The sequence below is a fragment of the Paenibacillus camerounensis genome (assembly GCF_000723885.1).
Classification (GTDB): Bacteria; Bacillota; Bacilli; order Paenibacillales; family Paenibacillaceae; genus Paenibacillus_AQ; species Paenibacillus_AQ camerounensis.
This window is the reverse complement of the sequence record NZ_CCDG010000076.1, coordinates 1-14,742: the sequence shown is the minus strand read 5'-3', so window position 1 is coordinate 14,742 and position 14,742 is coordinate 1. Positions and strand designations below refer to the sequence as shown.

Sequence of the window (14,742 nt, the reverse complement as noted above, 5' to 3'; positions counted from 1 at the left end):
CACAGGAGGCGACAGGCATGGAGCAGCTAGCCGGAGAAGCAGAGCTTGAACGGTATGCCCGGCAGCTGAAGCTGCTGGGTGAGGACGGACAGCGGGCATTGAAGGAAGCGACGGTCATGGTGGCCGGAATTGGCGGGTTAGGAGGAACGGCTGCGCTGTATCTGGCGGCTGCAGGTGTCGGCAAGCTGATTCTGGCGCATGAAGGTATTATTCTGCCTCCGGATCTCAACCGGCAGATTCTGATGGACAGCGAGTCTTTAGGGATGGAGCGGATCAGTACGGCAGCAGCGCAGCTGAAACGTCTTAATCCGCATGTGGAGATTGAGGGCTACAATGCCAAAATTGAATATGAGCAGGCAAAACCGTGGGTGGAGAGCGCTGATATTGTAATTGATGCACGGTATGATTTTCCCGAGCGGTATGCTTTGAACCGGCTGTGCGTTGATACGGCTACCCCGATGGTAGAGGCGGCGATGTACGGCTTTGAGATTTCACTTACCACGATGATTCCCGGCCTGACCCCCTGCCTGGAATGCCTGTACCCGGACGTGAAGCCCCACTGGGAGCCGTTCGGATTTCCAGTTCTGGGTGCTACCTCCGGAATCGCCGGTTGTCTGGCTGCGCTGGAGGCCGTAAAATGGATTACAGGGGTAGGGACAACTTATGCGGGCGTAATGCATCGCTTCAGCTCACTCGACTTCGCCTGTTATAGCGTCACTATTACCCGTAATCCGAATTGCGTTTGCTGCGGAGAAGGAGGTAGACCGTGAAAAGTCTGAATTTATGTGACACGACACTCAGGGATGGTGAACAGGCGGCTGGAGTATCCTTCACGCGGGCAGAAAAGCTGGAAATCGCAAAGTTGCTGTCGGAATGCGGAGTAGAACAGGCAGAGGTGGGAATCCCTGCCATGGGCAGGCGGGAACAGGAGGATATCGCGGCTATCGCTGAGCTGGGCTTACCGATGAAGCTGATGACCTGGAACCGTTCTACACCCGGTGATATTGACAAAGCGCGGAATACCGGGGTGGACTGGGCCCATGTGTCCATTCCGGTCTCTGACATCCAGCTGCAGGGCAAGCTGGGGCTCACGCCGCTTGAGGGGCTGAACAAGCTGCTGCGTACGGCAGAGTATGGGCTAAGAGCGGGTATGACGGTATCGGTCGGTATGGAGGACTCGTCCAGGGCGGATATGCAATTTCTGATTCAAGTGGTGAACACGTTGTACAAGGAAGGTATACGCCGATTCCGTTATGCGGATACGGTGTCGGCTCATCATCCGGGACAAATGGCCGGGCGGGTTCAAAGTCTGCTGGGCGCCGTTCCTGATGATGTGGAGCTGGAGGTGCACTGCCACAATGATTTTGGTCTGGCCGCTGCCAACACACTGAGCGGCATAGCCGCAGGGGCAGTGTGGGCCAGCACTACAGTAGCCGGTATCGGTGAGCGGACCGGCAATGCGGCCATGGAGGAAGTCGCCATGGCCTGGCGGCATTTGTACGGCGGGGAATGCGGCGTGCGGCTGGACCTGCTCAAAGGGCTGGCGGATGTGGTCATTGCGGCTTCCGGGCGTAATGTCGGTGACGCCAAGCCGATTGTGGGACAGCTCGCGTTCACGCATGAGTCCGGCATTCACGTGGACGGGCTGATGAAGGAGAAGGCGACGTATCAGACGTTTGATCCGGCTGAGGTCGGCCGGGCCCACCGCTTCGTGCTGGGCAAGCATTCCGGCAGCGGCGGGGTAGCGCATGTGCTGGAGCAGCGCGGCCTTGAGGTCAGCCCCGAGACGGCAAGCCGTCTGCTGGAGCGGGTCCGGGAATATGCGGAGGCCCGCAAGGGCAATGTGCCGGAGGTTATGCTGCTCCAGTGGCTGATGGAAGAGCAGCAGCGGGCACAGAACGCGGTGTGAGCAGATACGGGCGGGTTAAGAAGCTAGAGGACCGGATTAACCGGAGGTTACGTTTATTTGAAGGGGGGCAGTCCTTGCTAAAGGACTGCCTCTTTTTTAACCAATATTATCAGAATAGAGATACTGGAATCTGGCGCAAATTCCGCAAGGTTAATATCTGCTTACGCTTTTATATTACAAGGAAAGCTTGCATCACTTTCAGTAAGCATCTACAATTTGGGCAGGATACTTACAAAGAGAACAGCAAGGAGACTGGAGAGCGATGACTATAGTTAAGAAGACGATTTTTTTTGATATTGACGGAACCATCTATGATGAAGATAAAAAGGTGCCTGCTTCCGCCAGAGAGGCGATTGCCGAGCTGCAGCGGCGGGGCCATAATGTCGTAATCGCGACAGGCCGGGGCGCTTATATGTTCAAGCAGCTGCGTGAAGAGCTGGGAATTGACTCCTTTGTCTCACTCAACGGCCAGTATGTGGTCCACAAAGGCGAGGTAATCTATACTAACCGGCTGGAGACGGATGTGCTGAAGGAGCTCACTCTGTTCGCAGAGAAAAATGACCATCCCGTTGCTTACATTGATGCTACGGATATGAAGGTTAACACTGCTGAGCATGTGAATATCGTGACCAGCATCGGCTCGTTGAAGCTGGCCTTTCCGACCTATGATGCGGAGTATTTTTTGCTGAACGATATTTACCAGGCGATCATCTTCTGCCCGCAGGAGAGCCAGGCGGCCTATGAAGAAGCCTACCCGGAGCTCAAGTTTGTCCGCTGGCACCCGCTGGGGATGGACGTACTGCCGGGCAACGGCTCCAAGGCGGGCGGCATTGCCAAGATGCTCGAAATCCTCGGCGTAGATAAAGCGGAAGTGTATGCGTTCGGCGACGGCCTGAATGATGTGGAGATGCTCAGCTATGTCGGCCATGGCATTGCCATGGGCAACGCCGAGGAGGAAGTGAAGGCGGCTGCGACCTATGTCACCAAGCATGTCAGCGAGGACGGCATTTACGAGGGGCTCAAGATGGTGGGGCTGCTGTAGGAGGCAAGGCAAGAGACCATTCGTGCCGGCCTGGACTAGGAGAGGCGCCGGTCAGGAGAGGATTTCAGCGTTTCAGCTGAGCGATGGGGGAGCAGGAGGGGAGTGAAGCGGACTGCCGGATGCGTCTAAGCGGTGAGATTGTGTGAGACTATGTGAGACTGTTGTAGCATGGTATTTGGCTAACTCCGGCTTCATCGTTGTTCCAAAACAGCGCCGCATGTACTTAACTGCACTTTGTGCAGCTAAAACCGCCGACTCCTCTCCTGTCATCCCTTTAGCTGTATTCTGTGCAATTAAAAGGCCGTAAAACCTCAGTTTCAGCCGATTTGGGCAGATTTAGTTGTACGGAATACAGCTATGTGGTGCAGGAGCGGATTTTTGGAGCTTTTAAGTGTACCAAGTACAGCTATATGGAGATCAGAGGGCTTTCTGTTGCAGAACGTGCAATAGATAAGCCTTTTTTGCGCGGGAAAAGCGTTAATATTGTATTTCAGCCGGCAGCACTTCCCGGAAAGCGGATAAATGCGCTCCAGCAGCGTTTTCTAGTGCACAAAATACAACAGAAGCTGCTTTAAAAAGAAACTGGGCAGTCTCACCGTTGCCGTCACCGTTATTGTTACTCCTACTGTTATTGTTATTCTTACTGTTACTCATACTCTTACTCTTACTCTTGCTCTTAATGCCGCTACTCCCATCACCGTTGTCGTCACTCCTGCCGTCACCGTCACCGCTTCTCTCACCGCCATCCGCTCTGACCCGACGCAACAATATCAGCAACGCAGCCGTCAATTACTTATAAGAATTGCGGAGAGGGGACGGCTTAAGATGGATTTCAACGCGGACGCGAATATGAACGTGAATGTGACTTTAAGTAAACAGATGTACAGGAAGCTTGGCATAGGCAAAAACGCCGGTACATTAGCGCTCATATCGGGCATTTTTAGAAGGATAGCGGTGCTGCTGATGCTCCTCGTAATCGGACTACTGGTTACCGGGTGCAGCCAGGGCGGTAATGTGGCGGACACAGGACTGAGAGAACTTAGCGCGGAAGAGATTACAGCAGCTTTTTCAGAACAAGGGCTTGAGCTGAGCAGCAGTGAAGTGCGGGCGGAGAGTGTGTTTCACAGGGAGCTGAACGGGCGGAAGCCGCTTGTTTTTCTGCTGGATGAGGAGGAGCTGGTTATCTACCAGTTTGCCGGAGTAGGGGAGCGCGAAGATGGCTGGGCTGATTTTGAGAATCAGACGGCTACAGCGGATCTGGTGCAGCATAAAGTGTTTCAGGAGCAGTCGCTGCTGATTTTTTATATTCGTGATGAGGGGATGACCGGGCAGGCGCTGTTCCGGCAGATCGGGCTAGTTATTCCGGGACTGCTCAAGCTAAGGGAGAGCTAAACCGGATGCATTCCCGTGCGCTTTTGCCCAATAATCTGTGATTGTCTTCCACCAGTATGGTTAAGATATATTAAATATCACTTCCTGAGGCACCGGAGAAGCGGAGGAGAGTCCAAGTGAATCCAAAATGGTGGAAAGAAAGCGTAGCGTACCAGATTTATCCGATCAGCTTCATGGACAGCAACGGTGACGGGATCGGCGATCTGCGCGGTATAATATCGAAGCTGGATTATCTGCAGGACCTGGGTGTGGACGTCATCTGGGTGTGTCCGATTTATAAATCGCCGAACCATGACAACGGCTACGATATCAGTGATTACTGTGACATTATGAAGGAATTCGGAACGATGGCGGATTTTGACCTGATGCTGCGCGAGATGCATGCGCGGGGAATGAAGCTGATGATGGATCTGGTGCTGAACCACACGTCCCACCAGCATCCCTGGTTCATCGAATCGCGGAGCTCGAAGGATAATCCGAAACGGGATTATTACATCTGGCGCAAGGGCAAAAACGGCGGCCCCCCGAACAACTGGGAATCGTATTTCAGCGGCTCGGTGTGGGAGCTAGATCCCCAGACAGACGAGTACTACCTGCATCTCTACTCCAAATATCAGCCCGATCTCAACTGGGAAAATCAGGTGGTGATCGACAAGCTGCATGAGATGGTGGAGTGGTGGCTCAAAAAAGGCGTTGACGGCTTCCGGTTCGATGCGATTGCCCATATCATCAAGGCAGAAGGCTACCCCGATGCGGCTAACCCTGGCGGAACGGCGACGGTGCGGGCCTATGAGATGTTCTCCAATCTTGCGGATGTGCACACAATGCTGCAGAACCTGCATGACAAGGTGCTGTATTTCTACGACATTATGACGGTCGGGGAGACTTCGGGTCTTGGGCCGGAGCAGGCGCTGGATTATGTCGGGGACGGGCGGCGCGAGCTGAACATGACCTTTCAGTTCGAGCATATGAATCTGGATTGCGCGGCTCCGGGCGGCGGAAAGTGGGATACCGTGCCGTGGAAGCTCACCGATCTCAAAAAAATCATCAGCAACTGGCAGACGGTTCTGCACAACCGGGGCTGGAACGCTAATTACCTGTGTAATCATGACCAGCCACGCTCGGTGTCGCGATTCGGGAATGACCTGTTCTACCGCGTGCCGTCGGCCAAAATGCTGGCTACCTTCATCCATATGCAGGAGGGCACACCTTACATTTATCAGGGTGAAGAGCTCGGCATGACGAATGCGGCGTTCGAGTCGATTGATGATTACCGGGATGTGGAGACGCTGAATTACTATGAGGATAAGCGCAACCAGGGGCTGCCGGAAGAACAGATTATGGCTAATATCCACAAAAAAAGCCGGGACAACGCCCGTACCCCGATGCAGTGGGATGATTCGGACGAGGGCGGTTTTACGACAGGCGTGCCTTGGATCAGAGTCAATTCTAATTCGAAGGAGATCAATGCGGCGGCAGCGGTCAAGGACCCGGATTCGATCTACAACTACTACAAGAAGCTGATTCAGCTGCGTAAAAAGCATCCGGTCATCGTCTACGGCGAATATGGCCTGCTGCTTGAGGAGCATGAAGAGATTTATGCTTTTACCCGTACGCTTGAGGATCAGCGGCTGCTGATTATCCTGAATTTCTTTGAGCATGAGCCGGTATTCGAGCTGCCAGCGGAGCTTGAGGCGGGACCAGCGGAGCTGCTGATCTCCAACTATCCGCCGGCCAAGGAGGATGATCTATCCTCGCTTAAGCTCCGGCCGTATGAAGCGCGGGTATATTTGCAGAACCTTTAGGCTGGGCCAGCAGAGTTGCCGGGACGCGGGAAATATGGCGGAATGGCGACTCTTCTTTGAGTTTACGGGGAAAAGGGGGTACAATCGTTACAATATTATACATAGAGAGTGTGCAGGAGACGCGGGGAGGAGAAGCAGAATGGGTGAATGGTATGAAAAAAGCTTTGGTGAAGACTATCTTGTAGTGTACCGGCACAGGGATTTCTGCGGGGCCCGGCATGAGGTGGACAAGATGATCGGCTGGCTGAATCTGCCGGAGGGTTCGAAGGTGCTGGATCTGTGCTGCGGCATGGGCCGCCATTCGCTGGCGCTGGCCGAAGCCGGCTTTGAGGTGACCGGCGTTGACCTGTCCGAAGTTCTGTTGCGTGAAGCCCGTGCCCAGGAAGGCGCGGAGCGGGTGACCTGGCTGCGTTCCGATATGCGGGAGCTGCCGCTTGACGGCGGCTTTGACGCGGTCGTTAACCTGTTTACCTCCTTTGGCTACTTTGAGGAGGATGAGGAGCAGGTTAGGGTGCTGCGTGAAATCTGCAGGATGCTGAAGCCGGGCGGCCAGTTTATTATAGATTTTCTTAATCCGTCCTATGTCATCCGCCATCTGGTGCCGCATTCCACCCGTAAAGACGGGGATATTCTGATTGATGAGTCCCGGCGGATCGAAGACGGCTATGTCAAAAAAGATATCGTCCTCACCTCCAAAGGGGATGATACCCCCCGTAAATACCACGAGCGGGTAAAGCTCTACCCGCTGGATACGTTCAAACAGCTGCTAGCCGCTGCCGGGCTGCAGCTTGAAGCCGTCCACGGCAGCTATGATGAAGAGGAATATGATGAGGAGTATTCCAAGCGGATGATCTTTGTCGGCATCCGTCCGTAGATGGTATCAGGCAGAAGACTTCCGAGAGGCGGTGACGGCATGATGCGCAAGGCGGAGATCAGGGATTGGGAGGGCGGCATCCTGCAGGTGAGCGTGCCGATGGACCCGCCCCTGCGCTGGGTGAACAGCTACATTGTCACAGAACCGGAGAGCGGCATAACGGTCATCGATCCGGGTCCGCATACGCTGGAGGCAGAGCTGGCCTGGCAGGGGGCACTGGATGAGCTGGATCTCTCCTGGGATCATGTCCGGCAGATCGTAGTGACCCATCACCATCCCGACCATTACGGGCTGGCGGGCTGGATGCAGACCCGCAGCGGCAGCCGGGTCTGGATGTCCGAGCGGGCCCACGACGAGGTCATGATGTCGTGGGGGACGGCAGCGACGCTGAATGAGTCGCTGCCGCTGCTGTTCCTCCGGCACGGCATGCCGGAGGAGCTGGTCCAGGGGGTCAGGGAGCATCTGGAGAGCTTCCTGGCCCAGGTTAGTCCGCAGGCGGAGGTCAGCTATATCGACGCTGCGGCGCCCTTTGTGCTGGGCGGCCGGGAGTGGACGCCCGTGCTGACCGGCGGGCACGCGCCGGGTCATGTGTCTTTGTATGAGGCCGGCAGCGGGCTGATGATCTGCGGCGATGCTGTGCTGCCGCAGATTTCGCCCAATGTCGGCCTGCAGCCCGGCAGCGATCCGCAGCCGCTGCAGACGTTCCTGGAGGGGCTGCGGGTGCTGCGCAGCCTGCCTGTGCGCCGTGCGTTCCCGGGGCACCGGGAACCGTTCACGGCGTGGGCGGAGCGGGCGGACAGCCTGCTCCGGCACCATGAGGAGCGGCTGGACACCGCCGCTCAGCTGCTGGCCGGCGGACCGCAGAGCGGGTTCGCCGTGTGCGAAGCGCTGTTCCGCGGCCGCGTGACCAGCGCGCATCAGCTGCGCTTCGCCATGAGCGAAGCGCTCGCGCACCTGGCGGAGCTGGTGCGCCGCGGCCGGGCGGCTACGCTAGCGGCAGAGCCGGGCGGGCCGCTGCTGTTCGCGGCGGCAACGCCATGCGCGGGCGGACGATCCGCGCCCGGCCTGTAGCAGGTCCCGGCGCCTTGCACGGCGGCGAGGTGCGCAGCACTGCCAGTGCAGATGCTGCAGCTGAAGCATGCACATCATGCACATCATGCAGAACAGCCAGGCCACCAGGAAGCGGGTTGTACCCCCTATCTGGTGGCCTGGCTGTTTCATGTGCTAATATGCCTTAATCGGACTTAGACAGCAAATACAAGAAGTACGGCGTACTGAGCACTGTAATGATAATCCCGGTAGGAATATCACTGCCCATGCTGATGGTACGGGTAATGGTATCCGCCAGCAGCACAATCAGCGCGCCTGCCAGGCAAGCTGCAGGCATCATCATTTTATGATTGGGGCCCACCAGCCTGCGGGCAAGGTGGGGGCTGATCATGCCCACGAAGAAGAAATTGCCGCCCAAGGCCACGCTGCCGGAGGATAGGGCTACAGCGGCCATGGACAATCCGAGAAATTCGGGCTTCACCGCCAGTCCAAGGCCTGTAGCCGTATCATTTCCCAGGCGGAGCGTGTTAAGCGTTCTCGATTTGTAGAGCGTATATCCCACCAATACAAGCACCCACGGTCCTAGAACGGCCAGGTACTTCCAGTCATCTCCCCATAAGCTGCCCGCCATCCACCGCTGGGCAAATTCCATCTTCTCCTGATCCAGTCTTAGTGTAATAAGCAGGGTATAGGCACTGTAACCGCTGCCTACAGCTACACCGGTCAGAATCAAACGCGTAGGCGAAATATCGTGGCCCTTCCTGTAGGACAGCAGGAAAATCAGCAGCGCCGCTGTAAGCCCGCCCGCAAAAGAGAGAACCGGCAGAAGCAGGGCGGATGACAGGCCGTCCAGCGAAAAGCCGGCGATGACCAGAATGACGAACAGTCCGGAGCCTGAGCTGATTCCAAGTGTTCCCGGACTGGCCATGTCATTACGAAGCAGACTCTGCATAATACAGCCTGAAGCCCCCATACCGATGCCTACCAGGATAGATAACACAATCCTGGGCAGGCGGAAGTCGAACACAATGACCTTTTGCCGGTCTGTTCCGTTGCCCAGGAGTACATTCAGCACTTCCAGAGGCGTTAAATTCATTTTGCCGGAATTGACACTGATGATCCCCAGCACAATAACCAGCACAAACATCAGTATCATTATGCTTATTCCCCTTGACCTTGAGAAGCCCTTGGCAGCCGCTTGCTTCATGCGAATTCCCCCCGTTGCTTCCGGGCGAGATAAAGGAAGTACGGCACCCCGACAGCCGAAAAAATAATGCCCAGCGGCGTCTCAAAAGGCCGGTTAATCAGCCGTCCGAGCAAATCAGCGGTTACAACAAATAGCGCTCCGTACAGGGCGCAGGCAGGTATGATGCGCCGGTAATCCACTCCGGTAATATAGCGGACTACATGAGGCACGATCAGACCCACGAAGCCCACCGGTCCGACCACCACCACAGACAGGCCGGTAAGCACCAGTACAACAAGGATAGATACCGCCCTGATCATACGGGTGCGCTGACCGAGCCCGAGTGCGACATCCTCGCCCAGACTCAGCAAGGTGATGGAAGGCGCCAGCGCAATCGCGGCGACCGTTCCCGCCACAAACAACGGAGCTACAAGGGCAAGCTCGTTCCATGTTGCGCCGGCGGTGCCTCCCGCTGTCCAGTAGGTCATCGCCTGGCCCAGGCGATAGCGGATGGACAGATAAGAGCTGAAGGCGCCGAACATCATGGAGATAGAGATGCCTGCCAGCACCAGCCGCTGAGGTGTCATTCCTCTTTTACCCAAAGAAGCGATAAAATAAGTCAGCCCCGTTGCGAGTGCAGCCCCCAGACAGGCAAACAGCATCGTTTGCAGATAGGTCTTGTCCGGCAGGAACACAAGGCACAAGGCAATGGCGAAGCCGGAACCGGAGCTAATGCCCATAAGACCTGAGTCCGCCAGGGGATTCCGGGTGGTACCCTGCATGATTGCACCGCATACGGCCAGACTGGTGCCGACGATAAGATTGGCTACCGTCCGTGGAAAACGCAGGGTGTGAATGATCTGATGCTCCGTCACGCCGGGATCAAAGGCGAAAATTGCACTCCAGGCTGTGCTCAGATCCATTTCGGCAGCGCCCAATGAAATGGACGCTGCCAGGGAGAGTAACAGAAGTACGGCTCCCAGTACCATGAACAGAGTATACTTCGCTGCAATGTTTATCTGTCTTTCCTGATTATTTAACAAGCTTATCAACATTCTCTACAATATAATCCAGCTGCTCCAGCAGACTGCCTAAATTATCATAATAGAACAGGCCTTGATATTTGCCGGGGATTTCAAGCACACGTCCTTCTGCAACAGCAGGGATGCTCTTCCAGATATCCGTCTTGGCATATGCAGATTCCTTGCCTTCCTGCCGGAACCAGAAGATGTAATCGCCGAAGTATTGATGCGCAACCTCATAGCTCAACGTCGCCCGTCCTTCTCCGGTTTCCGCAATCAGCTCTTCCAGCTTTTCAGGTTTTTTCAGTCCAAGGTATTTGTATAACAGGGTACCTCCTCTTGAACTGGTTTCGTAGGCGATTCCGCTCCAGTCGCCGGATGGTCCCCAGTCTTCCATAATGCTGAAGGTTTTGTCGGCAAACTGCTCGGAGGTCAGCTTGGCTTTGGCGTCATTAAGCTTTGTGTTGAAAGCATCAATTACCGCCTTGGCTTCTGCTTCCCGGCCCAGCGCCTCTCCGAGGAACAACAGCCGCTCCTCCGGTGACAGGCTTTCTTCAACAACCAGGACGGGGGCGACTTTGGATAGCTTGTCGAATTCGGCCGCATCATAGGTTACAATTACTTCCGGCTCGTAGACCATAATATTCTCTGCTTCCCAAGGATCAAGTGACTCTATTCCTTCAAGCTTGTCATAGAAGGGCATGGTAGGCTGCTTCCAACCGGAGAAAGCTACCGGTGTGAAACCGAGCGACACAATATCGCCAACATACCAGTTTACAGCCACTTTCTGAGGATTGGCAGGGACCTCCACATCACCTTTGACCGTCTTTACGATTCTTGTTGCTGCTTGTGGAGTGCTTTCAGGCTGCTCTGACTGAACGGCCGGAGAAGACGAGGCTGCGGCTGCTTCGGTATTCGTTGCCGCCGCTCCCCCGCATGCCGATAACAGCAGTGTTATCCCCAGCATGGCAGTCATGACCAGATTTGTCCTTGTTATATTTTTCATTCTGTACTCCCCTTTTCCTTGAATATATAATGGACGAACGATTCCTCCATTAGTATAAAGGGGGCATTCCTTGCAGCCAATGCCGTCATCTCTCTTCATGATCGACATTTTCTCTCTATATTCGCCGGGAGTCATGTCCAGTCTGCTTTTAAAGGTCCGGATCAAATTATGCTCATCTGTGAACCCGCAGGCTAAGGCGATTTCCCGCATGGAGGCATTGCCGAACCTGAGATGGTTCTGAACCGCCTCCAGCCGTTTTTGAATTAAATAGTCCTGGGGACTTCCGCCCGTCTGCTGTTTAAACATGCGGTGCAGATGGCTGTAGCTGATGTGCAGCAGCTTGGCCAGCTTCTGAATGGAGAATACCTCATTGTATTTCAAGGCGATATAGCCCTGGGCTATTGCAACCAGATCGGGCCGCAGACTTGTGCTTCTGCCGGACTCCATTTCTTCATAAATGCTGTAGACCAGCTGGAGGAAGGAGGCTTTTACAGACAATCTGCGCAGCGGCGACGGTGCCCGCCAATTGTCATACATTCCCTTTAATTGACTGACCAGGAACAGCGGCTGATCCGGACATAACGCATACTGGCGGTTAAAGGGATCTGACTCCGGCAGGCCTTCCATTCCGCGCCTGCCCAATAGGGGAAGTCTCGCACGGTACAGCACCATATAACAATCAAGCGTTTCCTGAACGGGAGAAACCGACAGCCGGGTTCCTTTGCCGCCGTGAAACAGACCGAAGCGGTCGAGCTGATAAGATGTGTCGTCCAGTTGTACCTGTCCACTGCCTCCGAAGGCATATAAAAAGAGACTTGAGGGTGCTGTATAATTGTGAATGACCGTACCCGGAGCAAGCCGTTGATGTCGAATATCCACTATCGATAAAAGAGCCTGCTCCCACATGGTAAGCTCCAGATCCAGCTTCCATGCAGCAAGAGGCTCCTGACTCTGAATTAAGCTCATGTGTAACCGCCTCCTCTGTAATATATGATAATGATTATTATTCTCATTATAAAGGAGAGTTGCAATGAGGAATATAACAAATTCAGAATATACTGGATTTTTCTCCGTTCACCCGCTGAACTTGCTTGGCTTAGTCCAGCTCATCATTGGGAGTAAGCTTTCATGCGGATGCTTATTCCATACTGCCGCTCTCAATCCCTTTATAAACATCCTACAATTCACCTCCTGTGTTTAAAGCATCAATCAGCTTCAGTAGACCGGGAGTCCAAAAGATCAAAATCTAGGGGTTCTTTGCCGTCATTAGTCTGGATGTTCCAGGTCCTGTCATAATCGGTAAACCGGCCATCCGCCATAGCGGCTAATCCCTCATCAAACCATATGGGCACTCTGCTGCTGTTGTTGAGCCTCTTCCTTAATTCAGAATGTGTCCATTCATGGGTAATCACGTTTTCGTTAAAACCCCTTGGGCCGATAACAATATAGTTATTCCACGGATAATAATAGGTTTGTCCAATATTTGAATTGGCGTATTTTTCTAGAGCCTCTTTAGAGCTTGCATAGATCAGGACAGGTGCCGATTCTTTGTGATCAAAAAGGAAATCGGTTTTTATACATTATGTACAATTTCATTCATATTGGAGTAGCTGATTAATACAGCATGGGTTTGCTTAGCGTAGATCGAATACAAGAACAGTACAACTAGCGCGAATATTAGAATGCTTGACAAGCCGATTATTTTGCTCTTTTTTTGTCCTGAGTAATATCAACGTAGTGTTCTCCTATTAATTATGATTTGTGAAAAAACTTCCAATTCCCTTCGGAGATAACCTCCGCGGCCCCGTCGATTACTTTAATCGCGGTCTGATCATCAATCGCATAGGCCGGACCCTTCATCCCGGCGGCCCATCTCTCGGCGGCAGCCATGGTGTTGTCAGGCAGCATTTCGTGATCCAGATGCGGGAATATTGCAAAATCAACCAGACTCAGCGCTTCATCACCACCGGCGGGCGGAGTCCAGCCAACGAAGAATTCCCCTATGCTGGGCGTCATCACCATACTCCCGGCGCTCATGCCAACATAAACAGCCCGCAGCGACGGTAAAAGCTCAGCCAGTCCGGATTGCAGCATCCAATGGTGCAGATAGAGGGCATCGCCGCCGGCCACCAGCAGGACGTCTGTCTCCCGAACCAGCGGCACCCAGCGGTCTCTGCTGATGCTTGGCAGCGCGGTTAGCTCCAGTATGCCCACCGACTTCCAGCCCAGCCCGACCATGGGATTCCCGGATTTCCCGCTGATGAACTCCCAGGTATTGACGCCGGGACCCACCCAGGGGTGTCCGTACATGGCGGTGGGGATGCACAGGGCGTTCGATTCGCCGATGGGTTTGTCCAGCATTTCCACCAGTGCGTCGTGTATGCTTTTGTTAAGAACGCCCGCTGATGTCAGCAGTAATTTCATAAATTCACTCCTTGTCGTTTGATATTTCACCATTTCCCGTATTGCCTGGTTGTTCGATAAAAGATTTGAAGGAACCTCCTGTCCGTCTGCAGAAAAGGCAGCCAACCTTGTATGGCCGGCTGCCTCATCTGATTTCGGGCTAACCTCTCCGTTACTCCAGCTGATCCTCGGCCGTCTTTCTGGCAGCTTCTTCTACATCCTCAGGTGCATGCGGGAGACCTAGCTCCTGTTCGCGTTCTGCCTGCTTGCGGTGGGCAATGCGGCTGCTGGCCGCTGCGGCAATGGCGCCGACAATGTCATCCAGGTAAGTATGTACCTGTCCGGTGCTTTTGTCATTGAGTCTCGTCAACACCCCGGGCTTCAGCTTATCCACGTAACCATAGTTGGTGAACCCGATGCTGCCATACACATTCACAATGGAAAAAGCGAGAATCTCATCCACGCCGTACAATCCTTCATCATTTTCAATCATATCCTGCAAAGGTGTAAAAAGCTTGCCCTCCTCTGCCAGCACGTCCAGCTGAATTCCGGTCAGCACAGCGTTCTGCACTTCACGTTTACTGAGGACCATCTCGACGTTATGGACGCATTCCTCCATGGTCAGTGTCGGATAATATTTCTGCTGCAAAAACATAACAAGCTCAGCGATTTCTTCTACCTTTACGCCGCGTTCCTGCATCCAGTGTGTGGTTGCTTCTGCAACTGCCTTGCTATTAAGACTGTAAGGAGCTTTAACATTATTCATACGTAGTCACCTCATTCTAGGGAGTAGGCTGGCCTTTATACTGCTGCTGCTGATTAACAGTAGTAACATTGATAACCTTAAAGTAAACGGCAGACTATGTACCTTTGGCCATCATAATCAATCCAGCCTTATAACGTTATTACCTCAGCAGCGGGCAACGGACGCATCTTATTATTATTGCCGATAAGGGAGGCGGACAGACAGATTCCACAAACGTGCCTACCAGGGAGCAGGCAGGCCCGACGGAGCCGGAATCAGAGGCAAAAATGCCTCTGAATTGCGCAATC

Annotated in this window: 12 protein-coding genes; 7 read left to right on the top strand and 5 right to left on the bottom strand. The window is 54.0% G+C overall.

Annotated features, from left to right (window positions below):
• The first annotated feature begins 17 nt into the window (after positions 1 to 17).
• The 7 genes from BN3772_RS25075 (at position 18) to BN3772_RS25030 (ending at position 8,093) form a co-directional block, all read left to right on the top strand.
• Positions 18 to 770 carry a HesA/MoeB/ThiF family protein gene (locus BN3772_RS25075; RefSeq protein WP_042203051.1) on the top strand — a complete coding sequence of 251 codons (753 nt, stop codon included), beginning with the start codon at positions 18 to 20 and terminating at the stop codon, positions 768 to 770.
• Positions 767 to 1,909: a homocitrate synthase/isopropylmalate synthase family protein gene (locus BN3772_RS25070; RefSeq protein ID WP_042203049.1), complete on the top strand. Its 1,143-nt coding sequence runs from the start codon at positions 767 to 769 to the stop codon at positions 1,907 to 1,909. The genes BN3772_RS25075 and BN3772_RS25070 overlap by 4 nt, the downstream gene beginning before the upstream one ends.
• Positions 1,910 to 2,171: 262 nt before the next feature.
• Positions 2,172 to 2,951: a Cof-type HAD-IIB family hydrolase gene (locus BN3772_RS25060; RefSeq protein WP_341872593.1), complete on the top strand. Its 780-nt coding sequence runs from the start codon at positions 2,172 to 2,174 to the stop codon at positions 2,949 to 2,951.
• An 825-nt stretch (positions 2,952 to 3,776) separates the two neighbouring features.
• A complete protein-coding gene (locus BN3772_RS25045) occupies positions 3,777 to 4,343 on the top strand; it encodes a hypothetical protein (RefSeq protein ID WP_042203045.1) in 567 nt (188 codons plus the stop codon).
• A 116-nt stretch (positions 4,344 to 4,459) separates the two neighbouring features.
• Entirely contained in the window at positions 4,460 to 6,148 is a 1,689-nt protein-coding gene (locus BN3772_RS25040) for a glycoside hydrolase family 13 protein (RefSeq protein WP_042203044.1), read from the top strand.
• 139 nt (positions 6,149 to 6,287) lie between these two features.
• On the top strand, positions 6,288 to 7,022 hold the full coding sequence (locus tag BN3772_RS25035; RefSeq protein ID WP_042203043.1) for a class I SAM-dependent methyltransferase: 735 nt from the start codon (positions 6,288 to 6,290) through the stop codon (positions 7,020 to 7,022).
• 39 nt (positions 7,023 to 7,061) lie between these two features.
• A complete protein-coding gene (locus BN3772_RS25030) occupies positions 7,062 to 8,093 on the top strand; it encodes an MBL fold metallo-hydrolase (protein ID WP_341872592.1) in 1,032 nt (343 codons plus the stop codon).
• A gap of 163 nt (positions 8,094 to 8,256) precedes the next feature.
• On the opposite strand, the gene BN3772_RS25025 is transcribed toward BN3772_RS25030, so the two are convergent.
• The 5 genes from BN3772_RS25025 to BN3772_RS25000 all read right to left on the bottom strand — a co-directional run bounded on the left by BN3772_RS25025 (position 8,257) and on the right by BN3772_RS25000 (position 14,455).
• Entirely contained in the window at positions 8,257 to 9,228 is a 972-nt protein-coding gene (locus BN3772_RS25025; protein WP_244444837.1) for a FecCD family ABC transporter permease, read from the bottom strand.
• Positions 9,229 to 9,275: 47 nt separating this feature from the next.
• Positions 9,276 to 10,247, bottom strand: coding sequence for a FecCD family ABC transporter permease (locus BN3772_RS25020; RefSeq protein WP_280114396.1), 972 nt, complete (start codon positions 10,245 to 10,247; stop codon positions 9,276 to 9,278).
• Positions 10,248 to 10,290: 43 nt separating this feature from the next.
• Positions 10,291 to 12,252, bottom strand: a complete 1,962-nt coding sequence (locus BN3772_RS25015) for an AraC family transcriptional regulator (protein ID WP_086074747.1) — start codon at positions 12,250 to 12,252, stop codon at positions 10,291 to 10,293.
• Between the two features lie 786 nt (positions 12,253 to 13,038).
• The gene (locus BN3772_RS25005; RefSeq protein WP_042203037.1) at positions 13,039 to 13,710 is read right to left on the bottom strand and encodes a Type 1 glutamine amidotransferase-like domain-containing protein; all 672 of its coding nucleotides are present in this window, start codon (positions 13,708 to 13,710) and stop codon (positions 13,039 to 13,041) included.
• 151 nt (positions 13,711 to 13,861) lie between these two features.
• Positions 13,862 to 14,455, bottom strand: coding sequence for a phosphatidylglycerophosphatase A family protein (locus tag BN3772_RS25000; RefSeq protein ID WP_042203036.1), 594 nt, complete (start codon positions 14,453 to 14,455; stop codon positions 13,862 to 13,864).
• Positions 14,456 to 14,742 lie beyond the last annotated feature (287 nt).